Origin of the sequence: Streptomyces sp. NRRL F-5727 (genome assembly GCF_000719555.1) — a bacterium.
Lineage (GTDB): Bacteria > Actinomycetota > Actinomycetes > Streptomycetales > Streptomycetaceae > Streptomyces.
This window is the reverse complement of the sequence record NZ_JOGX01000012.1, coordinates 35,655-59,416: the sequence shown is the minus strand read 5'-3', so window position 1 is coordinate 59,416 and position 23,762 is coordinate 35,655. Positions and strand designations below refer to the sequence as shown.

Below are 23,762 nucleotides of genomic sequence, written 5' to 3'. Positions count from 1 at the left end.
TCACGTGGTCGCGGGGGGTCTGCCACGTAGCGTAACGACTACTCGGGGAGACGGAGTTCCAGATCGGTCCGGGGCGTCACGCCGGCGCGGTCGACGGCGGCCAGGAGGGCCGCCACCGCGCCGTGGCCGGGGAGCTGGGCCTCGGGGTCCACGTCGTGCCAGGGGGCGAGCACGAAGGCGCGCTGGTGGGCGCGGGGATGCGGGAGGGTGAGGACGGGGTCGTCGGAGACCACGTCCGCGTACGTGATGATGTCGACGTCCAGCGTGCGGGCGCCCCAGCGCTCGTCCCGGACGCGCAGGAACGCTTCCTCGACGGCCTGGGCGCGCTCCAGGAGCGAGGAGGGCGGCAGGGTGGTCCGCACCACGGCGACGGCGTTGAGGTACGAGGGCTGGCTGCCCGGCTCGACGCCCCAGGGCTCGGTCTCGTAGACGGGCGAGACGGCCTTGACGCGCAGGCCGGGGGTGTCGGCGAGGGCGTCGACGGCTCCCTGGAGGTTCTCCAGGCGGTTGCCGAGGTTGGCGCCGAGGGCGAGGACGGCCCAGCGCGGGTTGGAGAGGGTGCTGTCGGCGGCGTCGACGGCCGCGACGACCGAGGCGGGCACGGGCTGGACGGTGGGGTCGCTCTGGGTCGGCTTCATCGTCGGCTCCGGGTGATCGTGACGGTGACGTCGTCGAAGGGGACGGTGATGGGGGCGTCCGGCTTGTGGACGACCACCTCGACCTCCTGGACGCCGGCGTGGCTGAGACACTGCTGGGCGATGCGCTCCGCGAGGGTCTCGATCAGATCGACGGGCTCGCCCTGGACGACGTCGACGACCTCCTCGGCGACGACGCCGTAGTGGACGGTCTTGGTGAGGTCGTCGTCGGCGGCCGCCGGGCGGGTGTCGAGGCCGAGGACCAGGTCCACGATGAAGGTCTGCCCCTCCTCGCGCTCCTTGGGGAAGACGCCGTGGTGACCTCGGGCCTTGAGGCCGCGCAGCGCGACACGATCCACGCGAATCACTCCTGCTGTCGTAGTTGCGGAGGCACGCAGCCGGGTGCGGACGGCCGGGTGTCCTCCATCGAATCTACCTGCGGGCACCGACAGCGCTTGCTGTCGGGGCCGTCAGGCGGAGGGTCCGGGGTCGTCGGCGCCGGCCGCCGGGGGCGTGTCGTCGTCGGGGTCCGCGATGACCGGGGAGGCGTGGTGCGACCAGATCCGCCAGCCCTCGGGGGTCCGGCGGAAGGTGTTGGTGGCGACGACGAGCTGGCCGACGAGGGGGCCGAGCTCGGCGCCGTCCTCGGCGGGGCCGCCGCTGAGGATGTTCTCGGTGCAGGTGACGAGCGCGGTGTCGCCGGAGAGGGCGACGCGGACGTCGGTGAGGAAGAACTGGATGTAGTCGGTGTGCGCCATGATCAGCGCGTACGAGCGGAGCACCTCGCCGCGGCCGGTGAGGACCGGCCAGCCGGGGTGGACGCAGGAGATGTCGGTGGCGCCGTCGTCGAGCCAGAGGTCTTCGAGCCGGTCGAAGTCGCCCTCCTCCATCGCCGCGTAGAAGGCGGTGTTGGCGGCCTCTACGGCGGCCCGGTCGGCGGCGCGGCCGGCCTCGCGCCCGCCCGTCACCGGGCTCCTTCGACGGCGCGGGCGACGCGGACGGCGTCGGCGCTGGCCCGGACCTCGTGGACGCGGACGGCCCAGGCGCCCTCGTGGGCGGCGAGGGCGGACACGGCGGCGGTGGCGGCGTCGCGCTCGCGGGCGGGCGGCGGGGTGGCGCCGGGCTCGCGGGTGAGGACGTGGCCGAGGAACCGCTTGCGGGAGGCGGCGACCAGGAGGGGGCGGCCCAGGGCGCGCAGCTCGGGGAGGTGGGCGACGAGGGCGAGGTCGTGCGGGGCGAGCTTGGCGAAGCCGAGGCCGGGGTCGATGACGATCCGCTCGGGGGCGATGCCGCCGTCGACGACCGCCTCCATCCGGGTGCGGAGCTCGGTGACGACCTCGGTGACGACGTCGTCGTAGACGGCGAGGCTGTTCATGTTCTCGCTGAAGCCGCGCCAGTGCATGACGACGAAGGGGACCTCGGCGGCGGCGACGGCGGGGACCATGCCGGGGTCGGCGAGGCCGCCGCTGACGTCGTTGACGAGGGTGGCGCCCGCGGCCACGGCGGCGGCGGCGACGGAGGCCCGCATGGTGTCGACGGAGACGGTGACGCCTTCGGCGGCGAGGCCGCGGACGACGGGGACGACCCGGCGGAGCTCCTCGTCCTCGTCGACGCGGGTGGCGCCGGGCCGGGTGGACTCGCCGCCGACGTCGACGAGGTCGGCGCCCTCGGCGACGAGATCGAGGCCGTGCTTGACGGCGGCCGTGGTGTCGAACCAGCGGCCGCCGTCGGAGAAGGAGTCCGGGGTCACGTTGACCACGCCCATGACCGCGCAGCGGTCCCACTCGAGGAGGCCGAGGGGGGCGCCCCGGTCGATCGTCGTACTCATACGACCAGCGTAGGGCCCGTCGGGGTGAGGGGCGGTTTCAGGCCGTGCTGACCTCGTGCTCGCGGCTGCCGCGCGGGGCGACCACGTGGGCGCAGGGGCGGGGGGTCCTGGCGGGGCGGCGGCGGGCGAAGGGGCGGGGCAGGGCGAGGGTGAGGAAGCCTTCGGCCTGCATGGCGGCGAGGCCGATGCGGGGGAGGTCCCGGCCGGCGCGGTAGACGACGAAGCGGGGTTCCCAGCGCGGCTGGAACTTGGCGTTGAACTTGTAGAGGGACTCGATCTGGAACCAGCGGGAGAGGAAGAGGAGCAGGCCGCGCCAGAGCCGGAGGACGGGTCCCGCGCCGATCCGTTCGCCGCGGGCGAGGGCGGAGCGGAACATGGCGAAGTTGAGGGAGACGCGCCGGATGCCGAGGGCGGGGGCGGCCTGGAGGGCGGCGACGATGAGGAGCTCGTTCATGCCGGGGTCGGCGGAGCGGTCGCGGCGCATGAGCTCCAGGGACATGCCGTCGGGGCCCCAGGGCACGAAGTGGATGACGGCCTTGAGGTCGCCGTAGGGGCCCTCGGGGCCGCCGTCCGGGTCGGTGAGGTGGGCGGTCGCTATGACGGCGTCGCCGTCGCCGGGGGCGCCGATGCGGCCGAGCGCCATGGAGAAGCCGCGTTCGGTGTCGGTGCCGCGCCAGTCGGCGGCGGCCCGGCGGACGAGGGCGAGCTCGGCGGCGTCGAGGTCGCGGACGCGGCGCACGCGCGTGGTGTAGCCGTTGCGTTCGATCCGCTTGACCATCTGGCGGACGTTGCGCATGGCGCGGCCGGAGAGGGAGAAGGAGTCGACGTCGATGACGGCCTCGTCGCCGAGTTCGAGGGCGTCGAGGCCGGTCTCGCGGGTCCAGACCTGGCCGCCGGTCTCGGAGCAGCCCATGACGGCGGGGGTCCAGGAGTGGGCGCGGGCCTCGTCCATGAAGCGTTCGATGGCGCCGGGCCATGCCTCGACGTCGCCGATGGGGTCGCCGCTGGCGAGCATGACGCCGGAGACGACGCGGTAGCAGACGGCGGCCTTGCCGCTGGGGGAGAAGACGACGCCCTTGTCGTGGCGGAGGGCGAAGTGGCCGAGCGAGTCGCGGCCGCCGTGCCGGTCGAGGAGGGCGCGGAGGGCGGTCTCGTCCTCGTCGGTGAGGCGGGCGGCGGGGTGTTCGGGGCGGAGCGCGAGGTAGAGCGTGGTGAGGGCGGTGAGCATGCCGAGGGCGCCGAGGGAGTAGCCGACGGTCCAGTCGACGCCGCGGGTGTAGGCGACGGGGCCCTCGATGCCGAAGAGGCCGAGCAGGACGTGTTCGAGGCGGTCGGTGAGGCTGGGGTCGCCGACGACGCGGCGGGGGTGGGCGCTGACGACGACGAGGCCGAGGGCGAGCGAGCCGGCGCCCATCACGACGAAGTTGGCGAGGGCCCGCCAGCGGCTGCGGGGGTCGGGGAGGGCGGCGAACTGGTCGCGGTGGCGCAGCAGCAGGGCGAGCAGGGCGAGCGAGAGCACCGAGCCGAGGACCGAGTGGCGCCAGACGAACTGGGCGGCGGCGCCGAGGGGGAGGAGCAGGACGACGGCCCGCCAGGCGCGGCGCTTGTGCCGCTTGAGGCCGTGGGCGAGGAGGAGCAGGAGGACGCCGGCGCTCAGCGAGACGGCGGCGGAGAGCGGTCCGAGGGTGCCGGGGAGGACCTCGGCGAGGGCGTGGACCCGGCTCGCGCGGAACCGGGGGAAGACCCCGGCGGCGATGTCGACGAGTCCGATCAGAGTGCAGGCCGTTCCGACGAGGGAGGGGACCTTCTCCGGGGCCGGGCCGCTCAGAATTCGGCGGACCCGGACCGGAACCGATGATGTTTTGTCCCCATCTACCGTGACAGACATCGCTTCCCGCGCTTCCCGTTCTTCTGTGGTCGTTTTCCGGCCCTGTTCGGGGCTCCCCTTAGGACGGGGCTGCGCGGGGGCGGGTTCATTCGGGCACAGGAAATTCTCAGGAAGTCGTCGGGACGTCCGGGAAGTCGCAGGCAGGAAGGTTCGGACGTCTGATGGGTCTCACCAGCGGGAAAGCCCTCGTCGCGGCGGTGGCGGTGGCCGTCGCGCTCTTCTCGGTCACGGTGGTGCTGTGGCCCCGGCTGGCCCGGCGGGGGTGGCGGCCGGTCTGCGGCAGGGTGGGGCTGCTGCTGGCGACGCAGCTCGCGCTGTTCGCGGCCGTGGGGCTCGCGGCGAACCGTTCCTTCCTCTTCTACGGTTCGTGGGCGGACCTGTTCGGCCAGGAGCAGGAGATGGGGGTGGTGGTCGACCACGGCGCCGCCTCGAAGGACGTACGGGTGGTGGGGACGCGCGCCCTGGACGTGCCGGGCGGCGCGCGGCCGTCGGTGGGCGGGCAGATCCAGCAGGTGGTGGTCCGGGGCGACCGGTCGGGGATCACCTCGCCGGCCTTCGTCTATCTGCCGCCGGAGTACTTCCAGGAGCGGTACGCGAAGCGGTCGTTCCCGGCGGCGGTGGTCCTGACGGGGTATCCGGGGACCGCGGAGAACCTGATCAAAGGGCTGAAGTACCCGCGGACGGCCTACCTCCAGGCCCAGGAGGGGAAGATGCAGCCGATGGTCCTGGTCATGCTGCGGCCGACGGTGGCGCCGCCGCGGGACACCGAGTGCGTGGACGTGCCGGGCGGCCCGCAGACGGAGACCTTCTTCGCCGAGGACCTGCCGCGGGCGGTCTCGGCGGCGTACCGGGTGGGCTCGAAGCCGCGGAACTGGGGGTTCATGGGGAACTCGACGGGCGGGTACTGCGCGCTGAAGATCGCGCTGAACCACCCGGACCGCTTCGTGGCGGGCGCGGGCTTCTCCGCGTACTACAAGGCGGCGGAGGACGTGACGACGGGCGACCTCTTCCACGGCGACCAGGCGCTGCGGCACCGGGCCGACCTGCTGTGGAGCCTGGACCACCGGCCGCAGCCGGCCTCGTCGTTCCTGGTGACGACGTCGAAGACGGGCGAGGGGAACCTGAAGGGGACCCAGGAGTTCATCCGGAAGGTGAAGAGCCCGGCGCGGGTCTCCTCGATCACGCTGGAGAGCGGCGGGCACAACTTCACCACCTGGAACCGGGAGATCCCGCCCGGCCTGGTGTGGATGAGCGGGAAGCTCCGGGGGGACTGACCGCTACGCGGCGGCGCGCCGCAGCGCCCGGTGCACCCCGGCGGGGGTGAGGGTGCCGAGCGGCCGCCCGTCCGCGTCGGTGACGGCCAGCCGGCCGGAGTCGTCCTGGAGGAGCAGCGCGAGCGCGTCCTTGAGGGTGGCCCCGAGCGGGACGGAGTGCGGTACGGGGGCGGGGGCGCCGTCCGTACGCGCGCGCGTGGCGGCGGTGTCGGGCAGCGGGTCGAGGTCCTCGGCGGTGACGGGGGTGACCGCCAGCCGCTTGAGGGCGCGGTCGCCGCCGACGAAGTCGGCCACGTACGGGGTGGCGGGGGAGGCGAGCACGGTGGCGGGGGTGTCGAACTGCTCGATGCGGCCCTGGCCGTAGACGGCCATGCGGTCGCCCATCCGGACGGCCTCCTCGATGTCGTGGGTGACGAGGAGGACGGTCTTGCGGACGGTGGCCTGGAGGGCGAGGAACTCGTTCTGGAGCCGCTCGCGGACGACCGGGTCGACGGCGCCGAAGGGCTCGTCCATGAGGAGGACGGGCGGGTCGGCGGCGAGCGCGCGGGCCACGCCGACGCGCTGGCGCTGTCCGCCGGAGAGCTGCGCGGGGTAGCGGGGGCCGTGCACGGCGGGGTCGAGGCCGACGAGTTCGAGGAGTTCGGCGGCACGCGCGCGTGCGGCGGCCTTCTTCCAGCCGAGCAGGGCCGGGACGGTCGCGGTGTTGTCGAGGACCGTGCGGTGGGGGAAGAGCCCGACCTGCTGGATGACGTAGCCGATCTTGCGGCGCAGGGCGACCGGGTCGACCCCGGCGACGTCCCGGCCGTCGACGAGGACGCGGCCGGCGGTCGGTTCGACCAGCCGGTTCACCATCATCATCGTGGTCGTCTTGCCGCAGCCCGACGGGCCGACGAGCGTGACGAGCTCACCCTCGGCGACCTCGAAGGAGAGGTCGTCGACCGCGGTGGTGCCGTCCGGATAGCGCTTGGTCACCTGTTCGAACCGGATCATGGGCCCATTCTGGCCCCTCGTCACCCGGCGGGTGTGAAGGCGGTGTTGCGGGGAGGTGGCGGATCGGCGGCACGGGCTCCGGATCGGCCCCGATTGTCGGTGGCGGCGGTTAGGGTCGCCATACACACGTTCTAACGGCGACGACCTGGGGGAGGTCCGGATGAGCGCGCCGAACTGCCTGGTCGCCAACGACTGGATCTGCGCGGAGTACCTGCGCACCCGCCGCGAGGAGCTGACCGACGCCCTGGTGCAGCACATCGGCATCACCGCCGCCGCGGTGGTGGTCGCGCTGCTCGTCGCCGTGCCGCTGGCCCTCCTCGTCCGGGCCCGGCCCCGCTTCGCCGCCCCGGTCCTCGGGCTGACGACGCTGCTCTACACGGTGCCGTCGCTCGCCATGTTCTCGCTGCTGCTGCCCGTCTTCGGGCTCTCCTCCGCGCTCGTCGTCACCGGGCTGGTGCTGTACGCGCTGACGATCCTGGTCCGCAACACGCTGGCCGGTCTCGAAGCCGTCCCGGCGGAGACCCGGGAGGCCGCCCGCGGCCTCGGCTTCGGCCCCTGGCGGCTGCTCTGGCAGGTCGAACTGCCCCTCGCGCTGCCCGTCCTGATGGCCGGCGTCCGGATGGCGACGGTCTCCACGATCGCGCTCACCACCATCGGCTCGGTCGTCGGCCGCGGCGGCCTGGGCAATCTCATCGAGGACGCGCTGCCCACCTTCTTCAAGGCGCAGGTGCTCGCCGCCTCCGTGCTGTGCGTGCTGCTCGCCGTCGCCGCCGACCTGCTGCTCCTGGGCGTCCAGCGGCTGCTCACGCCCTGGTCGCGGGCGCAGGGCGCGCCGGGGGGTGGCTGAGGTGGGGGTCGTGACGGACGCGTGGGCCTGGCTCACGACGGGTGCGCACTGGACCGGCGAGGAGGGCGTCGCCGCGCGCCTCGCCGAGCACGCGTACGTGAGTGTGCTGGCACTGCTGATCGCCGGCGCGGTCGCGCTGCCGCTCGGGCTGTGGCTCGGCCATGTGGGGCGCGGCGGCGCGCTGGCGGTCAACGTGTCGAACGTGGGCCGTGCGGTCCCGGTCTTCGCCGTCCTCGCCCTCTTCATGGTCTCCCCGCTGCGGAACGCGGGCTATGTGCCGACCGTGACGGCCCTGGTCCTCTTCGCGATACCGCCGCTGCTGACCAACGCGTACGTGGGCGTGCGCGAGGTCGACCGGGCGGCGGTCCGCGCCGCCCGGGGGATGGGGATGACGGGCGGCCAGGTCTTCCGCCGGGTCGAACTGCCGCTGGCCGCCCCGGTGGTGATGACCGGGATCCGGTCCGCCGCCGTGCAGGTGGTCGCCACCGCGACGATCGCGGCCATGGTCGGGCAGGGCGGCCTCGGCCGGATCATCACCGCCGGCTTCGCGCTCTACGACACCGCCCAGGTCGTCGCGGGCGCCGTCCTGGTGGCGCTGCTCGCGCTGGTGGTGGAGGGCCTGCTGATCGGCCTGGACCGGCTCCTCGTACCCCGGGCGCCCCGCCCGCCCCGGACGTGACGTACCTCAGGACACCGAGAGCGAAGGACTGAACCCGTGAACAGGATCTCGCGCGCCGCCGGCGCGCTGCTGGGCACCGCCGCGCTGGCCGTCTCGCTCGCCGCGTGCGGCGGCGACAGCCTGGAGCAGGGCAAGGAGAAGACGTCCGGGGGCTCCGGCGGCGGCAAGGGATCGCTGGTCGTCGGCGCGGCCGCGTTCACCGAGTCGAAGGTGCTCGCCGAGCTGTACGCGCAGCTGCTGCGCGACGCGGGCTACACGGTCTCGGTCACCACCGTGAAGAACCGGGAGCTGTACGAGCCCGCCCTGGAGAAGGGCGAGATCGACGTCGTACCGGAATACGCGGCGACGCTCGCGGAATTCCTCAACGCGAAGACGAACGGCCCCCAGGCGCCCGAGGAGAAGCCGGTCGCCTCCGGTGACGTGAAGGCCACCGTGGCGGCGCTGAGGAAGCTCGCGGAACCGCGCGGACTGAAGGTCCTGGAAGCCGGCGAGGCGGTCGACCAGAACGCCTTCGCGGTGTCGAAGGAATTCGCGGAGAAGAACGGCCTGAAGAGCCTTTCCGATCTCGGCGCGGCGAAGCTGAAGGTGAAGATCGCGGCGGGCGACGAATGCGCGGTCCGCCCCTTCTGCGCCCCGGGTCTGAAGAAGACCTACGGGATCGACGTCACCGGCATCGACCCCAAGGGCGTCGGCACCCCGCAGGCCAAGCAGGCCGTCAAGGACGGCGTGGACCAGCTGGTCCTGACCACCACCACGGACGCCACCGTGGACGGCTTCGGCCTGGTCTTCCTGGCGGACGACAAGCACCTGCAGAACGCGGACAACGTGCTGCCGGTGGTGAACGCGAAGGAGGCCGGGGCGCCCGGGGTCACCGCCGCCCTCGACAAGATCACCGAGGTGCTGACCACAGCGGATCTCGCCGAACTCAACCGCAAGGTCGACGCCGAGCGGGCCAAGCCCGAGGACGTCGCCGCCGCCTATCTCAAGGAGAAGGGGCTGGTCGGCAAGTAGGCGCCGGAGAGGGGAAGTCGGCCCGAAGCGGAAGCGGAACGCGGTCTCTCCGATTCCGTTGTCGAGAAGTGGCCAAGAGATTGCCGGGCCGACCCCCCACTCCGTGCCTACGCACGGTAAATTTCAGGCCATGCCACGTGGACGCCACCGCCATTCCCCGCCTCTGCACAAGCTGATGCCGCCTTCCGCGGTCGCCGGCGCCGCGGCCGTGTGCGCCGCGGCGGCCTGGATCCCCGGGGAACTCGTGGTCGTCCGGCTGCTCGCGACGGCGGCGGCCGCCGCCGCCGTCACCGGCGCCGTCCTCATGCGCGGCTGGGACCGCAGCGCCGGCCGCCAGGTCGCCGAGCTGACCCGGGCCCGCACCGCCGACCAGTGGAAGGCCGAGGAGCGCCTCGCCGAACTGGAGGCGGACCTGGAGGAGTCCCGCGCCCTGCGCATCCGCCTGGACGCCAAGCTCCGCGCCAAGCGCGTCGAACTGGCCGGGCTGCGCGGCGAGCACGCCGACCTGCTGCGCCGCTACGCCACCGCGGAGACCGAGCGCGCCAGCGCCCTGGAGGGGCAGCGCGTCCTGGCCCAGGCCGGCGCCGAGGCGCCCAAGGAGCTGCCCGCCGCCGGTTCGACGCCCACCCCGGAGGCGTACCGCCGCGCCGCCGAGGCCCTGCGCGACCTGCCCCGCAACGCCGCCGCCCAGCAGGCCCGGCGGACCGCCGAGGCGGCCCGCGCCCGCGACCTCGCCGAGCGCGCCGCCCAGGCGGAGGAGCCGCGCGGCCGGCACGCCGCCGGCGAGCAGCACGCCCGCCCGGCGGGCCAGGACGCCCCCGCGGCCCTCACCCCGGGCGCGGCCCCCGCGAAGGCCCTGCCTCCCGCGGCCCCGGCCCAGGACCGGACCCCGGCCGTCCCGGTGGCCAGCGCGATCGTCCCGTACGCGGCCCGCAAGCCCGTCCAGCGCACCGAGGGCGGCTTCGACTTCTTCGGCACCCAGAACGGCACGCAGAACGGCACCCAGAGCGGCACCCAGAGGGCGGCCATCGAGGCCGTCCAGGACACCGACCTCGCCGACGTGGTGGGCGAGGAGGTCCTGGAGGAGGCCCGCGCGGCCGCCCTCCCGCAGACCCCCGCCGCCCCCGCCCTGACCCCGGTCCCGGCCCCCGGCGCCGCCGAGCGCGCGGGCGAGGCGCAGGCCGACGACGAGCCCGTCCTGGTCCGTCCCTCCGCCGCCGGCCCGATCGGCCAGGTCATCGACCTGACCGCGCACGACGAGACCGAGCAGCTCGACCTCGCCGAGCTGCGCGGCGCCGTCAACCAGTGACCCACCGCCTCGGCCTCCTCCTCCCGGAGGAGGCACGGGACCGCCGCGACGAGCTGATCGCCCTGTGCGCCCAGGCGTTCGCCGGCGCTCCCTGGCACGACACGCCGCTCGGCGCCGTGCGAACCGTGGACCGGCTGCTGGACTCCGCCGCCCGCCGCCCCGACTTCCACGCGGCGGCCGCCCTCGGCCCCGACGGCGAACTCCTCGGCCTCGCCGCCGGCTGGACCGACACGGCCCTCTCCGGCGCGGGCCCCGCCTTCGAGCTCGCCGAGCTCGTCGTCGCCCCCGCCCACCAGGGCCGCGGCCTCGGCCGGGCCCTCCACGACGCCCTGCTGGCGGCCGCCGCGGCCGGGCCCGCGCTGCTGATGACCCTCGACGTGCCGGAGCTGACGGACCGGTACGCGCGCTGGGGCTGGACCGTCGTCGACCGCCGCCGCCCCGGCCGGGAGACCCGGGACTACGTCGTGATGCGCCGCCCCTGAGGGGCCGGGGCGTCCGTCACTTGTCGATGTCGCCGACGACGAAGAAGAACGACCCCAGGATCGCCACCATGTCCGCGACCAGCGTCCCCGGCAGCAGCTCCACCAGCGCCTGGATGTTGTTGTACGAGGCCGAGCGCAGCTTCAGCCGGTACGGGGTCTTCTCGCCCTTCGACACCAGGTAGTAGCCGTTCAGCCCGAGCGGGTTCTCGGTCCAGGCGTACGTGTGCCCCTCCGGCGCCTTCAGCACCTTCGGCAGCCGCTGGTTGACCGGCCCCCGCGGCAGCTCCGCCAGGCGGTCGAGACAGGCGTCCGCCAGCTCCAGGGAGTTGTGCGTCTGGTCGAGCAGGCACTCGAAGCGGGCCAGGCAGTCGCCCTCCTCGCGGACCACCACCCGCAGGGTGTCCTGCAGCTCCCCGTACGCCAGGTACGGCTCGTCGCGCCGCAGGTCGAAGTCGACGCCGGAGGCGCGGGCGATCGGCCCGGACACCCCGAAGGCGTGCACCGTCTCCGGGGCCAGGACGCCGACCCCGCGCGTGCGGGCCCGGAAGATCTCGTTGCCGAGGACCAGCCGGTCGTACACGTCCATCCGCGACCGCACGTCCGCGACCGCCTGCCGGGCCCGGCCGAGCCAGCCGGCCGGCAGGTCCTCCTTGAGGCCGCCGACCCGGTTGAACATGTAGTGCATCCGGCCGCCGGAGACCTCCTCCATCACCGTCTGGAGCTCCTCCCGCTCCCGGAAGGCGTGGAAGACGGGGGTGATCCCGCCCAGCTCCAGCGGGTACGACCCCAGGAACATCAGGTGGTTGAGGACCCGGTTCAGCTCCGCGAGCAGCGTCCGCAGCCACACGGCCCGCTCCGGCACCTCCATGCCGAGCATCCGCTCGACGCCCATCACCACACCGAGCTCGTTGGAGAACGCCGACAGCCAGTCGTGCCGGTTGGCCAGCATGACGATCTGGCGGTAGTCCCGCGCCTCGAAGAGCTTCTCGGCGCCCCGGTGCATATAGCCGACCACCGGCTCCGCGTGCCGGATCACCTCGCCGTCGAGCACGAGCCGCAGCCGGAGCACGCCGTGCGTGGAGGGGTGCTGCGGGCCGATGTTCAGCACCATGTCGGTGCTCTCCGCCGCGCCGCCGATGCCGACCGTGGTCTCCGTCATGCCGGACAGTATCCCCCGCCGCGCGGCCCGCCGACGGGCGAGGGCCCCCGCCTGTGGACAACCCGCCGGCCGCCCTCCCCGCCTGTGGACGACACGCCCCCGCCGGACCGCCGGACCCCCGTCAGACCCGCTGGCTCAGCCACAGGAAGTCGCCCAGACCGCCGCGCGCGGTCAGCTCGGCCGCCTCCCCCGCGGCGGACAGCGCCCGCACGTACGCCACCGGGTCGGTCGAGGCGAGCGCCAGCGGCGGCCGGCCGCCGGAGACCCCGAGCCCGCGCAGCGCCTCCCGCTGGGTCGTCAGCTCCGCCGGCACGCGCGCGTGCACCGCCGCCGCGCACGCGTCCAGGGCCACGTGCGCGGTGAGGTCGCCGGTGCCGTCCGGGACCGGCGCCACCTCACGGCCCGCCCGGAAGCCGGTCAGCGTCCCGAAGGGCGGCCGGGAGCCCCGTACGTGCCCGTAGTCCACCGCCACCGCGCGGCCCGCCGCCAGCGAGCCGACCGCCGCCGCCCACGCCTCGTCCCGGGGCCGGCCGATCTCGGCCCGCTCGCCCGGCGCGGACAGCGGCCACCAGCGGGCCAGCCACTCCGCGTCCGGCCCCGTCACCGGCACGCCCGGCCGCTCCGCACCGTCGGCGCGGACCTCCACGTACCGGACCGTGCCGTCCTCGTCCACCTCGGCCACGTCCACCGGCACGTTGTCCAGCCACTCGTTCGCGAAGAGAAGACCCCGCACCCCCTCCGGCGGCCGGCCGGTCCACTCCACCCGGGGGTCGAGCCCGTCCGGCCGGGCGGCCCGCTCCACCGCGTACGCCCGCACCCGCAGCCCCGCCGGGACCGCCGCCAGCACCCCCGTCACCAGCTCGCCCCGGCCCGCGCCCATGTCCACCAGGGCGACCTCGTCCGTCTCCAGCTCCTCCGCCGTCGCGACGAGCAGCCGGGCCACCGCGGCGGCGAAGAGCGGCGAGGCGTGCACCGAGGTGCGGAAGTGGCCCGCGGGACCCTCGGGGCGCAGGAAGAAGCCCCCGGGGCCGTACAGCGCCCGCTCCGCCGCCTCCCGCCAGCCCCGCCACTCCCGCCCGCCGTCCGCCGGCAGGCCCGTCCCGTCCGTCACCTCATCCGTCACGCGCCCCAGTCTCCACCCCGGGGCGTACGGGTCCCGCCGCCAGGATCGACCGCACGGTTGATCCCCCGCCCGCACACGTTCCCTACTCTGGGTTACGTGCAGCGCCTCTACGACTTCATCCGCAGTCACCCGACGGGCGTCGACGTCTTCTGGGCCGTCGTCCTCCTCGGGCTCTCCGCGCTGTGGATCGGGTCGATGACCCCGTCCCTCGACCACTCCGCCCGCTACGGGGTGGTCGCCACGCTCTTCTCCCTGGTCGTGGCCCTGCGGCGGAAGGCGCCCGAGCGGATGCTCGTCCTGGCCGTCGCCCTCGGCGTCGTCCAGCTGGTCCTCGACGTCGAGCCCTTCATGGCGGACTTCGCCATGCTCGTCATCATCTTCACCGTCGCCGCCCACGACGGACCCCGCTGGGCCTCCCGGCTCGCCCTCGTCGGCGGACTCTTCGCGGCCCCGCTCTCCCAGCTGCGCTGGCCGCTGGAGGAGAGCGTCTCGGTGCCCGCCCGGGTCTTCTTCACGGTGATCATGGCCGTGCCGTTCGCCCTCGCCTGGGTCCTCGGCGACTCGCTCCGCACCCGCCGCGCCTACTTCGCGCAGCTGGAGGAGAAGGCCGCCCGGCTGGAGCGGGAGCGGGAGGCGCAGGCCAAGGTCGCGGTCGCCGCCGAGCGGGCCCGGATCGCCCGCGAGCTGCACGACGTCGTCGCGCACAACGTCTCGGTGATGGTGGTGCAGGCCGACGGCGCCGCCTACGTCATGGACTCCTCCCCGGAGACCGCCAAGCAGGCCCTGGAGACCATCTCCACCACCGGCCGGCAGGCGCTCGCCGAGATGCGCCGGCTGCTCGGCATCCTGCGCACCGGTGAGCACCAGGAGGCGGGGGAGTACGTGCCGCAGCCCGACGTGGAGCAGATCGAGGAGCTGGTCGAGCAGGTGAGGGGCGCCGGCCTGACCGTCGACCTCACCGTCGAGGGCACCCCGCGCGAGCTGCCCACCGGCGTCGGCCTGACCGCCTACCGGATCGTCCAGGAAGCCCTCACCAACACCCGCAAGCACGGCGGCCCCGACGCCGGCGCCAGCGTCCGGCTCGTCTACTTCGACGACGGCCTCGGCCTGCTCGTCGAGGACGACGGCCGGGGCGCCCCCCAGGAGATGTACGAGGACGGCGGCGCCGACGGCGCCGGCCACGGCCTCATCGGCATGCGGGAGCGGGTCGGCATGGTGGGCGGCACCCTGGACGCGGGCCCGCGCCCCGGCGGCGGTTTCCGGATCAGCGCCCTGCTGCCGCTCAAGCCCGCACACTGAGAGCCTGACCCGCCCGCACCCACCGCGCCCGTCCCCACCCACCGAAGGAACCCCATGTCCATCCGTGTGATGCTCGTCGACGACCAGGTGCTGCTCCGTACCGGTTTCCGCATGGTGCTGGCCGCCCAGCCGGACATGGAGGTCGTGGCGGAGGCGGGCGACGGGGCGGAGGCCCTGGAGGTGCTGCGGGCCACCAAGGTCGACGTGGTCCTCATGGACGTCCGGATGCCGCGCCTCGACGGGGTGGAGGCGACCCGCCGGATCTGTGCCGCCCCCGACGCCCCGAAGGTGCTCATCCTGACCACCTTCGACCTCGACGAGTACGCCTTCTCCGGCCTGAAGGCGGGCGCGAGCGGCTTCATGCTGAAGGACGTGCCCCCGGCCGAGCTGCTCGGCGCGATCCGCTCGGTGCACAGCGGCGACGCCGTGGTCGCCCCCTCGACCACCCGCCGCCTCCTCGACCGCTTCTCCCCGATGCTGCCGTCCTCCGGCCGCGAGCCGGAGCACCGCGAGGTGGAGAAGCTGACCGAGCGGGAGCGGGAGGTCATGCTCCTCGTCGCCCAGGGCCTCTCCAACGGCGAGATCGCCGCCCGGCTGGTCCTCTCCGAGGCGACGGTCAAGACGCATGTGGGCCGCATCCTCACCAAGCTGGGCCTGCGCGACCGCGTCCAGGTCGTCGTCCTCGCGTACGAGACGGGCCTGGTCCGCGCCGGCGGCGCCAAGGGCTGAGCGCCCGGCGGCTCAGCGCAGCACCGACTCCAGGAAGTCGCTGCCCAGGCGGGCGACGACCGAGAAGTCGAGCTGGTGCAGGACGTACCGGCCGCGGCGGCGGGTGGTCAGCAGGCCCGCCCTGCGCAGGACGGCGAGGTGGCGGGAGACCTCGGGGGCGGTGATGCCGTACGCGTCGGCCAGCTCGCTCGTCGAGTACGGACCGCGCGCCAGGCTGCGGCACATCCGCATCCGCACCGGGTGCGCGAGCGCCTCCAGCCGGAGCCGTACCGTCTCCACCGTCTCCAGGCCGCCGACCTCGCGGCTCGCCGCCGGGTACATGATCACCGGCTGCCAGCCCGGCGAGTACAGGGCGATGAGGTGCGGCCGGCCGAAGGCGCTCGGGACCAGGGTCAGCGCCCCGGCCCGCGCGTCCGCCCGGGCCTCCATCAGCTTGTCGACCACGATCCGGGTGCCGTCCCCGTCCTCCTCCAGGGTCAGCGCCCGCGAGGCGTCCGCCAGCGCCTCGGCCAGCCCCTTGTGGCGCATCAGCTCCGTCTTGTGGCGGGCGTCGGCGGCCAGCTGCACCCGGATCCGCCGCCAGGCGTCGGCGAAGAACGCCTCGTCGCAGTCCTCCAGGAGCCGCCGGATCCACGCGCGCGTGGCGGTGGGCGCGGCGATCATCCGCTCCGCGAACGCGGCCTGGCGCGGGCCGCGCGCGGCGGCCAGGTCCAGGGCCCGCCGCCGGGAGCGCTCGTCGACCAGCGGGGACGGTATGCCGCCCCGGGCGTAGAGGGGGCTGCAGGAGATCTCCAGGGCGGCGCCGACGAAGGTCTCGTCGTCCATCCGGTCCAGGTCGTCGAGCTCCTCGGCCAGGGTCTCCCGGGGCCGGGCGGGCAGCAGGAAGTCGGAGCGCGTCGACCGCCACATGAAGTCGGCCTCCAGGAGCCGGTCCGCGAGGCCCGGTTCGAGCGCGGCGGCGGTCGCCGTCGCCCACGCGTGGTGGCCGGGATGGTGGCCGGGCTCCGCCAGGACGTGGACGGCGTTGCCGAGCTCGGCCAGCGGCGAGGGGCAGAAGACGATCCGCTCGGCCGGCACTCCGGTGATGTCGATGGTCACGCTCACGCCCCCATGGTGCGGGACGCACCCGGGAGCCCGTCGCTCCGATTGACGAGGCCCGTCAATCGAGGCGCGGGCCCGCCGGACCCGGCCCCAGGGTGAGCCCATGGACGCGCTGCAGCAGCACCTCTTCGACAGCTACCGGGCCGCGCGGCACGGCGAGCCCGCGCCGCCCGCCCCCGGCACCCACGACCTGGCCGTGCTGCGTGAGCTGCGCGACCGCCGCCGCTTCGAGCGGGTGGTGGCCGGCCGTCCCGCGACCGGCCGCCTCCGCGCCGCCCTGTCCCGGGCCGCGGCACGCCTCGGACGCCGCTGAGAGCCCCCGCCCGAAGCGGAGCGCCCCGCCGCGGACGCGCACGCGGAGCGCCCGGCCGCGGAAAGGGCAGGCGCGCCCGGCTGGGGACGAGCAGGCGGAGCTCAGCCGCGGACGAGCGCCAGGAAGTCCCGTACGGCCTTCCTGACGTCCTCGGCCGTCCACTCCAGGCCCGGCGCGGCCACCGTCACCTCGGTGACGGCGACCCCCGGCGGACCGCCCGCGCCCGGCGAGAACCAGCGGCGGAAGAGGCAGGTCCCGGTCCGCTCGGTCAGCGCCAGCGAGGCCGCCGTCAAGACGTCCGGCTCGTAGGGCAGCCACACCTGGAACTGGTGGGTGTGCGGCACCTCCGGATGGACCCGGAACCAGCCGGGACCGCCCTCCTCCGCGAGCGCGTCGCCCAGCGCGCCGGCCACCACGCGCGCGTGGGCCACGTACGACGGCAGCCGGGGCAGCTCGGTGTCCAGGCCGCGCAGCACGGCGAGGGCGGCCGGGTACTGCTGGAAGAGCAGGCCCCCGTACCGGTGGAGCCAGACCCTGGCCTCCTCCACCAGGTCCTCGGGCCCGGCGAGCACCGCCCCGGACAGACCGTCGAGGGACTTGTAGAACGAGACGTACACGCTGTCCGCGAGCCCGGCGATCTCCGCGAGCGGACGCCCGAAGTGCGTCGCCGACTCCCAGAGCCGGGCGCCGTCGAAGTGGACCACCGCCTCCCGCTCCCGGGCCGCCTCGACCGTCGCGGTCAGCTCCTCCCAGGACGGCAGCACGAAGCCCGCGTCCCGCAGCGGCAGCTCCAGCATCAGCGTCCCGAAGGGCTCCGGGTGGTCCCGTACCTCCTCGGCCGTCGGCAGCCGGGGCGCGTCCGTCGGGTGGACCGTGCGCAGCCCCGACACGGTCCTGAAGGCGTCGTCCTCGTGGACCTCGGGGTGGGCCAGCGGGTGGAGGGCGACGACCGGGTTGCCGGTGCGTCCGGCCCAGCAGCGCAGCGCCACCTGCTGGGCCATGGTCCCGGTGGGGAAGAAGACCGCGGCGGGCATGCCCAGCTCCTCGGCGACCCGCTCCTCCAGGGCCTCCACGAGACCGTCGCCGTACGCGTCGAGGTCCGCGTCCGCGAGGCCCGCCGCGTCCGTCCAGTCGGCGAGCTCGCGCAGCCGCCCGCCGACCGTGCCGTCCACGGAAGGGCGCCACAGCGAGCGCGCGGCCCCGCCCCACACCCGGGCCCGGTAGCGCCGTGCCGCACCCTCGTCGGGCGCCTCCGCAGCGGTCCCGCCGGTCACCTCACCGGGCGTCTCCGGTGGCAGCTCTTCCCTGTCCATGGGGAGATCATCACACCGCCACCGGCACCCCCGCCTCCGGGTTTCGGGCGGCCGGGGGGAGGGACGAAACGCTGGCGTAGCATGGCGAGAAATCGTCCGGTACCCGCCGAGGACTGGAACGGAAGGCCCGTACCACCGTGAACGCACCAGCAGCGCCAGAGCCCAGGGCCGAGGACCGGCCCGCCCGGCTCACCGTCGGAGTCGTCGGCGCCGGCCGCGTCGGCCCCGCCCTCGCCGCCTCCCTCCGGCTCGCCGGGCACCGCCCCGTCGCCGTCTCCGCGGTCTCCGACGCCTCCCGGCGCCGCGCCGCCGAGCTGCTGCCGGACGTGCCGGTGGTGGAGCCCGCGCGCGTGCTCGCCCTCGCCGACCTCGTCCTGCTCACCGTCCCGGACGACGCCCTCCCGGGCCTCGTCGAGGGCCTCGCCGGGACCGGGGCGATCCGGCCCGGCCAGCTGATCGTCCACACCTCGGGCCGGTACGGCGCCCGGGTCCTGGACCCGGCCCGCCGCGCGGGCGCCCTCCCGCTGGCCCTGCACCCGGCCATGACCTTCACGGGCACCGCCGTCGACGTCCAGCGGCTGGCCGGCTGCTCCTTCGGGGTGACCGCCCCCGAGGAGCTGCGGCTCGCCGCGGAGGCGCTGGTCATCGAGATGGGCGGGGAGCCCGAGTGGATCGCCGAGGAGGCCCGGCCGCTCTACCACGCGGCCCTCGCCCTCGGCGCGAACCACCTGGTCACCCTGGTGGCCCAGTCGATGGAGCTGCTCCGCACGGCCGGCGTCGCCGCCCCCGACCGGATGCTCGGCCCCCTCCTGGGCGCCGCGCTCGACAACGCGCTGCGGTCCGGCGACGCGGCCCTGACCGGCCCCGTCGCCCGCGGCGACGCCGGCACCGTCGCCGCCCACGTGGCCGAGCTCCGCAAGCACGCGCCCGGCACCGTCGCCGGCTATCTGGCGATGGCCCGCACCACCGCCGACCGGGCGCTCGCGCACGGTCTGCTCAAGCCGGAGCTGGCCCAGGACCTGCTGGGCGTCCTCGCCGCCGACCCCGCCGCCGACACGACCGGCCCCGCCGACGGGCCGCGAGGAGACGACCGATGAGCCGCCCGTCCACCCCGAAGAGCCCCGCGCGGCACGCGCCGGCGGAGCTGGTCTCCACCGTCGAGGACCTGGAGGACGTGCGCGCCCACTTCGGCGGCAAGCCGGGGCACAACGCCGTCGTGATGACCATGGGCGCCCTCCACGAGGGCCACGCCACCCTGATCCGGGCCGCCCGCGAACGGGTCGGCAGGAACGGCTTCGTCGTCGTCACCGTCTTCGTCAACCCGCTCCAGTTCGGGGCGGGCGAGGACCTCGACCGCTACCCGCGCACCCTCGACGCCGACCTGGAGCTGGCCTTCGCGGCCGGCGCGAGCGCCGTCTTCGCCCCCTCCGTCGACGAGGTCTACCCCGGCGGGCAGCCGCAGGTCCGGATCACCGCCGGACCCATGGGAGACCGCCTGGAGGGCGCCTCCCGCCCCGGCCACTTCGACGGCGTCCTCACCGTCGTCGCCAAGCTGCTCCACCTCACCCGGCCCGACCTGGCCTTCTTCGGCCAGAAGGACGCCCAGCAGCTGGCCGTCATCCGCCGTATGACGACGGACCTGAACTTCCCGGTCGAGATCGTCGGCGTCCCGACGGTCCGCGAGACCGACGGGCTCGCCCTGTCGAGCCGCAACCGCTACCTGTCGGCCTCCGAGCGGCAGACCGCCCTGGCCCTGTCCCGCGCCCTGTTCGCCGCCCGCGAGCGGCTCGCCGCGCAGGAGGCGCTGCACGCGCGTGCCCTCGCCCTGCCCGGCGCCCAGGGGCGGGCCGAGACCCGCGCCGAGGCGCTGTCCCGGCTCGGCGAGGCCCGGGCCGCCGCCGACACCCACGCCGTCGCGCAGGCCGCCGAGGGCGCCGGAGCCGAGGCCGTACGGGCGGCGGCGCGGGCGGTGCTCGACGAGGCCGCGAAGGCGCAGCCGCCGCTGGTCCTCGACTACCTGGCCCTGATCGACCCGGCCGACTTCACCGAGGTCGAGGACACCCACCGGGGCGAGGCCATCCTCGCGCTCGCCGCGCGCGTGGGCACCACCCGCCTCATCGACAACATCCCGCTGACCTTCGGACCCACCCAGGGAGCCGCCTCGTGACCGGAATACGGCTGCACGCCCCCGAACCGGGCTGGGCCATCGACGCCGACGTGGTCGTGGTCGGCTCCGGCGTCGCCGGTCTGACGGCCGCCCTGCGCTGCACCGCCGCCGGGCTCCGTACGGTCGTCGTCACCAAGGCCAACCTGGACGACGGATCCACCCGCTGGGCCCAGGGCGGCATCGCCGCCGCGCTCGGCGAGGGCGACACCCCCGGTCAGCACCTGGACGACACCCTCGTCGCCGGCGCCGGGCTCTGCGACGAGCCGGCCGTCCGGGCCCTCGTCACCGAGGGCCCGGACGCCGTCCGCCGTCTGATGGCCACCGGCGCCGACTTCGACCGCACCGACGACGGCGAGATCGCGCTCACCCGCGAGGGCGGCCACCACCGCCGCCGGATCGCGCACGCGGGCGGCGACGCCACCGGCGCCGAGATCTCCCGCGCGCTGGTCGAGGCCATCCGGGAGCAGGGCGTCCGCACCATCGAGCACGCGCTCGTCCTCGACCTCCTCAAGGACGACGAGGGCCGCACGGCCGGCGTCACCCTGCACGTCATGGGCGAGGGCCAGCACGACGGCGTCGGCGCCGTCCGCGCCCCCGCCGTGGTCCTCGCCACCGGCGGCATGGGGCAGGTCTTCTCCGCCACCACCAACCCGTCCGTCTCCACCGGCGACGGCGTCGCCCTCGCGCTGCGCGCCGGCGCCGAGGTCTCCGACCTGGAGTTCGTCCAGTTCCACCCGACCGTGCTCTTCCTCGGCGCGGGCGCCGAGGGCCAGCAGCCGCTGGTCTCCGAGGCGGTACGCGGCGAGGGCGCCCACCTGGTGGACGCGGACGGCGTCCGCTTCATGCTCGGACAGCACGAGCTGGCCGAGCTGGCGCCCCGGGACATCGTCGCCAAGGCGATCACCCGCCGCATGCAGCAGCAGGGCGCCGAGCACATGTACCTGGACGCCCGGCACTTCGGCGCCGACATGTGGGAGCACCGCTTCCCGACGATCCTGGCCGCCTGCCGGGCGCACGGCATCGACCCGGTCACCGACCCGATCCCGGTCGCCCCGGCCGCCCACTACGCCTCCGGCGGCGTCCGCACCGACCTGCGCGGCCGCACCACCGTCCCCGGCCTGTACGCGTGCGGCGAGGTCGCCTGCACGGGCGTGCACGGCGCCAACCGGCTCGCCTCGAACTCGCTTCTGGAGGGCCTGGTCTTCGCGGAGCGGATCGCCGCGGACATCGCCGAGCACGGCCCGCACCGCGAGGGCGTGTCGCACACCGAGCCCCGGGGCACGGTGCTGACGCTGCTCGCGCCCGAGGTCCGCCGGGAGATCCAGCGGGTGATGACCCGGGACGCGGGCGTGCTGCGCTCGGCGGCCTCCCTGACGGCCGCCGCCGACGCCCTCGAAGCACTCCGGCAGGACGCCGAGGAGGAGCGCAAGGCGGCCGAGCCGGGCGTCGACGCCTGGGAGACCACCAACCTGCTCTGCGTGGCCCGGGTCCTGACCGCGGCCGCCCTGGCGCGCGAGGAGACCCGCGGCTGCCACTGGCGTGAGGACCGCCCGGACCGGGACGACGAGCGGTGGCGCCGCCACCTGGTCGTCCGCCTCACGCCCGACCGCCGGCCGGTGGTGCGCACCACCGAGACCGCGGACTTTCCGCCCGTAACCCCCGAAGCCCCCAGGGAGCCGCAGCCGTGAGCACGCCCGAGGAAGCCCGTCCCGAGCCCGTGGACGTCCCTCTCATCCAGATCAGCTCCTACGAGGAGTCCGGCGGCTGCGGCGACGGCTGCGGCTGCGGAGACGCCGAGGAGTACGAGTGCGGGCTCGACCCCGCGCTCGCCCAGCTGCTCGCCGACGCCGGCCTCGACCCCGTACAGGTCGAGGACATCGCCCACCTGGCGATCGCCGAGGACCTCGACGGCGGCGTGGACGTGACGACGGTGGCGACCGTCCCCGAGGACGCGGTGGCGACCGCGGACTTCGTGGCCCGCGAGTCCGGCGTGGTCGCCGGTCTGCGGGTGGCGGAGGCGGTCCTGTCGATCGTCTGCACCGAGGAGTTCGAGGTCGAGCGGCACCGCGAGGACGGCGAGCGCGTCGAGCCCGGCGACCTGCTGCTCAGCGTCACCGCCCGCACCCGCGACCTGCTCACCGGCGAGCGCAGCGCGCTGAACATCCTGTGCCGCCTCTCCGGCATCGCCACCGCCACGCGCGCGTGGGCGGACGCCCTGGCGGGCACCAAGGCCAAGGTCCGCGACACCCGCAAGACGACGCCGGGGCTGCGCGCCCTGGAGAAGTACGCGGTCCGCTGCGGCGGTGGCGTCAACCACCGGATGTCGCTCTCGGACGCCGCCCTGGTGAAGGACAACCACGTGGTGGCGGCCGGCGGGGTCGCCGAGGCGTTCAAGGCCGTCCGGGAGGCGTTCCCCGAGCTGCCGATCGAGGTCGAGGTCGACACCATGCACCAGGTCCGCGAGGTGATCGACGCGGGCGCCGACCTGATCCTGCTGGACAACTTCACCCCGGACGAGACCGAGGAGGCCGTGACCCTGGTCGCCGGCCGCGCGGTCCTGGAGTCCTCCGGCCGGCTGACCCTGGAGAACGCGGCGGCGTACGCGGCGACCGGCGTGGACTACCTGGCGGTCGGCGGCCTCACGCACTCCTCCCCGATCCTCGACATCGGTCTCGACCTGCGCGAGGTGCGCGGCTGATGCTGCTCACCATCAACGTCGGCAACACGCACACGGTCCTCGGGCTCTTCGACGGCGAGGAGATCGTCGAGCACTGGCGGATCTCCACCGATCCCAGCAGGACCGCCGACGAGATGGCGGTCCTGCTCCAGGGCCTGATGGGCATGCACCCGCTGCTCGGCGCCGAGCTGAGCGACGGCATCGAGGGCATCGCGATCGCCGCGACGGTCCCCTCGGTCCTGCACGAGCTGCGCGAGGTGACCCGCCGCTACTACGGGGACGTGCCGGCGGTCCTCGTGGGGCCGGGCGTGAAGACGGGCGTGCCGATCCTCACGGACAACCCGAAGGAGGTCGGCTCGGACCGGGTGGTCAACGCGGTCGCGGCGGCGGAGCTCTACGGCGGGCCGGCGATCGTGGTGGACTTCGGCACGGCGACGACGTACGAGGCGGTCACCGCGCGCGGCGAGTACGCGGGCGGCGCGATCGCCCCGGGCATCGAGATCTCGGTCGAGGCGCTCGGCGTGAAGGGCGCGATGCTCCGCAAGGTCGAGCTGGTCCGGCCGCGCAGCGTGATCGGGAAGAACACGGTGGAGGCGATGCAGTCCGGCATCGTCTTCGGCTACGTGGGCCAGGTCGACGGGGTGGTCGCGCGGATGCGGCGCGAGCTGGTCGGTCCGGACGGCGACCCCTCGGACGTCACGGTGATCGCCACGGGCGGGCTGGCGCCGGTGGTCCTCCCGGACTCCCGGGAGATCGACGAGCACGAGCCCTGGCTGACGCTGATCGGCCTGCGCCTGGTCTACGAGCGGAACGTCTCCCGCATGTGACCGCTCGGGTGGTCGTGACCGCCCCACGCGCGCGTGGGGCGGGAATCCGCAGGTGGCAGGGGTCCGGAACCGACGCGCCGGATGATCGCTAAGGGAAATTTGTCCGATTAG

Annotated in this window: 24 protein-coding genes; 14 read left to right on the top strand and 10 right to left on the bottom strand. The window is 74.8% G+C overall.

The genetic code is table 11. The features are described 5' to 3' along the window. Positions 1-38 precede the first annotated feature (38 nt). From folK to IF73_RS0111865, 5 genes are all read right to left on the bottom strand, one after another. Positions 39-638 (bottom strand): 2-amino-4-hydroxy-6-hydroxymethyldihydropteridine diphosphokinase, encoded by a 600-nt coding sequence (gene folK / locus IF73_RS0111885; protein WP_031006470.1) that lies wholly within the window; start codon positions 636-638, stop codon positions 39-41. Further along, on the bottom strand, positions 635-994 hold the full coding sequence (folB, locus tag IF73_RS0111880) for a dihydroneopterin aldolase (protein ID WP_030495863.1): 360 nt from the start codon (positions 992-994) through the stop codon (positions 635-637). The genes folK and folB overlap by 4 nt, the downstream gene beginning before the upstream one ends. A gap of 111 nt (positions 995-1,105) precedes the next feature. Then, positions 1,106-1,603 (bottom strand): nuclear transport factor 2 family protein, encoded by a 498-nt coding sequence (locus tag IF73_RS0111875; RefSeq protein WP_037878952.1) that lies wholly within the window; start codon positions 1,601-1,603, stop codon positions 1,106-1,108. Next, positions 1,600-2,463 carry a dihydropteroate synthase gene (gene folP, locus IF73_RS0111870; protein WP_031006466.1) on the bottom strand — a complete coding sequence of 288 codons (864 nt, stop codon included), beginning with the start codon at positions 2,461-2,463 and terminating at the stop codon, positions 1,600-1,602. The genes IF73_RS0111875 and folP overlap by 4 nt, the downstream gene beginning before the upstream one ends. A 37-nt stretch (positions 2,464-2,500) precedes the next feature. Next, a complete protein-coding gene (locus IF73_RS0111865; RefSeq protein WP_051716688.1) occupies positions 2,501-4,351 on the bottom strand; it encodes a phosphatidylglycerol lysyltransferase domain-containing protein in 1,851 nt (616 codons plus the stop codon). A 161-nt stretch (positions 4,352-4,512) separates the two neighbouring features. Between IF73_RS0111865 and IF73_RS0111860 the strand changes: the two genes are divergently transcribed. Next, positions 4,513-5,625 carry an alpha/beta hydrolase gene (locus IF73_RS0111860; protein WP_031006462.1) on the top strand — a complete coding sequence of 371 codons (1,113 nt, stop codon included), beginning with the start codon at positions 4,513-4,515 and terminating at the stop codon, positions 5,623-5,625. A gap of 3 nt (positions 5,626-5,628) precedes the next feature. Here the strand turns inward: IF73_RS0111860 and IF73_RS0111855 are convergent, their stop codons facing one another. Further along, on the bottom strand, positions 5,629-6,615 hold the full coding sequence (locus tag IF73_RS0111855; protein ID WP_031006460.1) for an ABC transporter ATP-binding protein: 987 nt from the start codon (positions 6,613-6,615) through the stop codon (positions 5,629-5,631). Positions 6,616-6,775: 160 nt separating this feature from the next. On the opposite strand from IF73_RS0111855, the gene IF73_RS0111850 reads away from it, so the two are divergent. The 5 genes from IF73_RS0111850 (at position 6,776) to IF73_RS0111830 (ending at position 10,943) form a co-directional block, all read left to right on the top strand. Next, the gene (locus IF73_RS0111850; protein ID WP_031006458.1) at positions 6,776-7,462 is read left to right on the top strand and encodes an ABC transporter permease; all 687 of its coding nucleotides are present in this window, start codon (positions 6,776-6,778) and stop codon (positions 7,460-7,462) included. A 1-nt stretch (position 7,463) separates the two neighbouring features. Next, the gene (locus IF73_RS0111845) at positions 7,464-8,141 is read left to right on the top strand and encodes an ABC transporter permease (protein WP_031006456.1); all 678 of its coding nucleotides are present in this window, start codon (positions 7,464-7,466) and stop codon (positions 8,139-8,141) included. A gap of 36 nt (positions 8,142-8,177) precedes the next feature. Next, entirely contained in the window at positions 8,178-9,152 is a 975-nt protein-coding gene (locus IF73_RS0111840; protein ID WP_031006454.1) for an ABC transporter substrate-binding protein, read from the top strand. Between the two features lie 130 nt (positions 9,153-9,282). After that, complete coding sequence (locus IF73_RS0111835; protein WP_031006452.1) at positions 9,283-10,461, top strand: hypothetical protein; 1,179 nt, start codon at positions 9,283-9,285, stop codon at positions 10,459-10,461. Continuing rightward, positions 10,458-10,943 (top strand): GNAT family N-acetyltransferase, encoded by a 486-nt coding sequence (locus IF73_RS0111830; RefSeq protein ID WP_031006450.1) that lies wholly within the window; start codon positions 10,458-10,460, stop codon positions 10,941-10,943. Before IF73_RS0111835 ends, IF73_RS0111830 begins: the two co-directional genes overlap by 4 nt. Positions 10,944-10,959: 16 nt before the next feature. Here IF73_RS0111830 and IF73_RS0111825 read toward each other — a convergent pair whose 3' ends face one another. Then, positions 10,960-12,102 (bottom strand): NADH-quinone oxidoreductase subunit D, encoded by a 1,143-nt coding sequence (locus IF73_RS0111825; RefSeq protein WP_031006448.1) that lies wholly within the window; start codon positions 12,100-12,102, stop codon positions 10,960-10,962. A 121-nt stretch (positions 12,103-12,223) separates the two neighbouring features. Continuing rightward, positions 12,224-13,225, bottom strand: coding sequence for an SAM-dependent methyltransferase (locus IF73_RS0111820; protein WP_234338211.1), 1,002 nt, complete (start codon positions 13,223-13,225; stop codon positions 12,224-12,226). 96 nt (positions 13,226-13,321) lie between these two features. Here IF73_RS0111820 and IF73_RS0111815 point away from each other — a divergent pair, with 96 nt between their 5' ends. Continuing rightward, positions 13,322-14,524 (top strand): sensor histidine kinase, encoded by a 1,203-nt coding sequence (locus IF73_RS0111815; protein ID WP_031006444.1) that lies wholly within the window; start codon positions 13,322-13,324, stop codon positions 14,522-14,524. Between the two features lie 54 nt (positions 14,525-14,578). Continuing rightward, a complete protein-coding gene (locus tag IF73_RS0111810) occupies positions 14,579-15,253 on the top strand; it encodes a response regulator (protein ID WP_031006442.1) in 675 nt (224 codons plus the stop codon). 12 nt (positions 15,254-15,265) lie between these two features. On the opposite strand, the gene IF73_RS0111805 is transcribed toward IF73_RS0111810, so the two are convergent. Next, the gene (locus tag IF73_RS0111805) at positions 15,266-16,357 is read right to left on the bottom strand and encodes a DUF5937 family protein (RefSeq protein ID WP_031006440.1); all 1,092 of its coding nucleotides are present in this window, start codon (positions 16,355-16,357) and stop codon (positions 15,266-15,268) included. Positions 16,358-16,457: 100 nt separating this feature from the next. Between IF73_RS0111805 and IF73_RS0111800 the strand changes: the two genes are divergently transcribed. After that, positions 16,458-16,667, top strand: a complete 210-nt coding sequence (locus tag IF73_RS0111800; RefSeq protein WP_031006438.1) for a hypothetical protein — start codon at positions 16,458-16,460, stop codon at positions 16,665-16,667. Positions 16,668-16,768: 101 nt separating this feature from the next. Here the strand turns inward: IF73_RS0111800 and IF73_RS0111795 are convergent, their stop codons facing one another. Next, a complete protein-coding gene (locus tag IF73_RS0111795) occupies positions 16,769-17,980 on the bottom strand; it encodes a threonine aldolase family protein (protein ID WP_078868026.1) in 1,212 nt (403 codons plus the stop codon). 137 nt (positions 17,981-18,117) lie between these two features. On the opposite strand from IF73_RS0111795, the gene IF73_RS0111790 reads away from it, so the two are divergent. From IF73_RS0111790 to IF73_RS0111770, 5 genes are read left to right on the top strand one after another with little or no spacing between them, the layout of a single operon-like run. Then, complete coding sequence (locus tag IF73_RS0111790; RefSeq protein WP_037878948.1) at positions 18,118-19,077, top strand: Rossmann-like and DUF2520 domain-containing protein; 960 nt, start codon at positions 18,118-18,120, stop codon at positions 19,075-19,077. Then, a complete protein-coding gene (panC, locus tag IF73_RS0111785; protein WP_051716687.1) occupies positions 19,074-20,147 on the top strand; it encodes a pantoate--beta-alanine ligase in 1,074 nt (357 codons plus the stop codon). Before IF73_RS0111790 ends, panC begins: the two co-directional genes overlap by 4 nt. After that, positions 20,144-21,835: an L-aspartate oxidase gene (locus tag IF73_RS0111780; protein WP_031006430.1), complete on the top strand. Its 1,692-nt coding sequence runs from the start codon at positions 20,144-20,146 to the stop codon at positions 21,833-21,835. The genes panC and IF73_RS0111780 overlap by 4 nt, the downstream gene beginning before the upstream one ends. Further along, the gene (nadC, locus tag IF73_RS0111775) at positions 21,832-22,845 is read left to right on the top strand and encodes a carboxylating nicotinate-nucleotide diphosphorylase (protein ID WP_031006428.1); all 1,014 of its coding nucleotides are present in this window, start codon (positions 21,832-21,834) and stop codon (positions 22,843-22,845) included. Before IF73_RS0111780 ends, nadC begins: the two co-directional genes overlap by 4 nt. After that, a complete protein-coding gene (locus IF73_RS0111770; protein ID WP_031006425.1) occupies positions 22,845-23,651 on the top strand; it encodes a type III pantothenate kinase in 807 nt (268 codons plus the stop codon). The genes nadC and IF73_RS0111770 overlap by 1 nt, the downstream gene beginning before the upstream one ends. Positions 23,652-23,762 lie beyond the last annotated feature (111 nt).

What these genes read in the sequence shown, in the direction of transcription:
- folP (WP_031006466.1), bottom strand. Translation starts at nt 2,463, where the DNA reads ATGAGTACGACGATCGACCGGGGCGCCCCCCTCGGCCTCCTCGAGTGG.
- IF73_RS0111855 (WP_031006460.1), bottom strand. Translation starts at nt 6,615, where the DNA reads ATGATCCGGTTCGAACAGGTGACCAAGCGCTATCCGGACGGCACCACC.
- IF73_RS0111860 (WP_031006462.1), top strand. Translation starts at nt 4,513, where the DNA reads ATGGGTCTCACCAGCGGGAAAGCCCTCGTCGCGGCGGTGGCGGTGGCC.
- folK (WP_031006470.1), bottom strand. Translation starts at nt 638, where the DNA reads ATGAAGCCGACCCAGAGCGACCCCACCGTCCAGCCCGTGCCCGCCTCG.
- IF73_RS0111850 (WP_031006458.1), top strand. Translation starts at nt 6,776, where the DNA reads ATGAGCGCGCCGAACTGCCTGGTCGCCAACGACTGGATCTGCGCGGAG.
- IF73_RS0111810 (WP_031006442.1), top strand. Translation starts at nt 14,579, where the DNA reads ATGTCCATCCGTGTGATGCTCGTCGACGACCAGGTGCTGCTCCGTACC.
- panC (WP_051716687.1), top strand. Translation starts at nt 19,074, where the DNA reads ATGAGCCGCCCGTCCACCCCGAAGAGCCCCGCGCGGCACGCGCCGGCG.
- IF73_RS0111835 (WP_031006452.1), top strand. Translation starts at nt 9,283, where the DNA reads ATGCCACGTGGACGCCACCGCCATTCCCCGCCTCTGCACAAGCTGATG.
- IF73_RS0111770 (WP_031006425.1), top strand. Translation starts at nt 22,845, where the DNA reads ATGCTGCTCACCATCAACGTCGGCAACACGCACACGGTCCTCGGGCTC.
- IF73_RS0111865 (WP_051716688.1), bottom strand. Translation starts at nt 4,351, where the DNA reads ATGTCTGTCACGGTAGATGGGGACAAAACATCATCGGTTCCGGTCCGG.
- IF73_RS0111795 (WP_078868026.1), bottom strand. Translation starts at nt 17,980, where the DNA reads ATGGACAGGGAAGAGCTGCCACCGGAGACGCCCGGTGAGGTGACCGGC.
- IF73_RS0111825 (WP_031006448.1), bottom strand. Translation starts at nt 12,102, where the DNA reads ATGACGGAGACCACGGTCGGCATCGGCGGCGCGGCGGAGAGCACCGAC.
- IF73_RS0111800 (WP_031006438.1), top strand. Translation starts at nt 16,458, where the DNA reads ATGGACGCGCTGCAGCAGCACCTCTTCGACAGCTACCGGGCCGCGCGG.